This is a genomic window from Acidovorax sp. GW821-FHT09B03 (genome assembly GCF_059418305.1).
Genome location: NZ_JBWKPP010000048.1, coordinates 1 through 825, shown reverse-complemented (window position 1 = coordinate 825; position 825 = coordinate 1). Strand labels below are relative to the sequence as shown.

Annotated in this window: 1 protein-coding gene and 1 pseudogene; both read left to right on the top strand. The window is 63.2% G+C overall.

What is annotated here, in order from left to right; translation table 11 throughout:
- On the top strand, positions 1 to 678 hold a 678-nt coding region (locus AC07PA_RS32650; RefSeq protein WP_494610357.1), incomplete at its 5' end, for an electron transfer flavoprotein subunit beta/FixA family protein.
- 13 nt (positions 679 to 691) lie between these two features.
- Positions 692 to 825 (top strand): annotated as a pseudogene (locus AC07PA_RS32645) (electron transfer flavoprotein subunit alpha/FixB family protein); the annotation flags it as partial.

The window sequence follows — 825 nt, the reverse complement described above, 5'->3', positions numbered from 1 at the left end:
GGTGTGGACATCGCCAACGTGAAGATGAGCATGAACCCCTTTGACGAAATCGCCGTCGAAGAGGCCGTGCGCCTGAAAGAAAAAGGCCTGGTGACCGAAGTCATCGCCGTCTCCTGCGGCGTGGCCCAGTGCCAGGAAACCCTGCGCACCGCCATGGCGATTGGCGCCGACCGCGCCATCCTGGTGGAAACCGACGCCGAACTGCAACCCCTGGCCGTGGCCAAGATCCTGAAGGCCCTGGTGGACAAGGAACAACCGGGCCTCGTCATCCTGGGCAAGCAGGCCATCGACGACGACGCCAACCAGACCGGCCAGATGCTCGCTGCCCTGGCCGACCTGCCCCAGGCAACGTTTGCCAGCAAGGTGGACCTCTCCGCCGACAAGGTCAGCGTGACCCGCGAAGTCGACGGCGGCCTGGAATCCCTGTCCCTGACCCTGCCCGCGGTGATCACCACCGACCTGCGTTTGAACGAGCCCCGCTACGTCACCTTGCCCAACATCATGAAGGCCAAGAAGAAGCAGCTCGATACCCTCAAACCCGAAGACCTGGGAGTGGATGTGTCCCCCCGTCTGAAGACCCTGAAGGTCACGGAACCCGCCAAGCGCGGTGCCGGCGTCAAGGTGGCCGACGTGGCTGCCCTGGTCGAGAAACTCAAGAACGAAGCCAAAGTCATCTAAGGAGAACAAGAAAATGACCGTACTCGTTATTGCTGAACACGACAACGCCGCCATCAAGGGCGCAACGCTCAACACCGTGACCGCCGCCATTGCCTGCGGTGGCGACGTGCACGTGCTGATCGCCGGCCACAACGCCGGTGGCGCCGC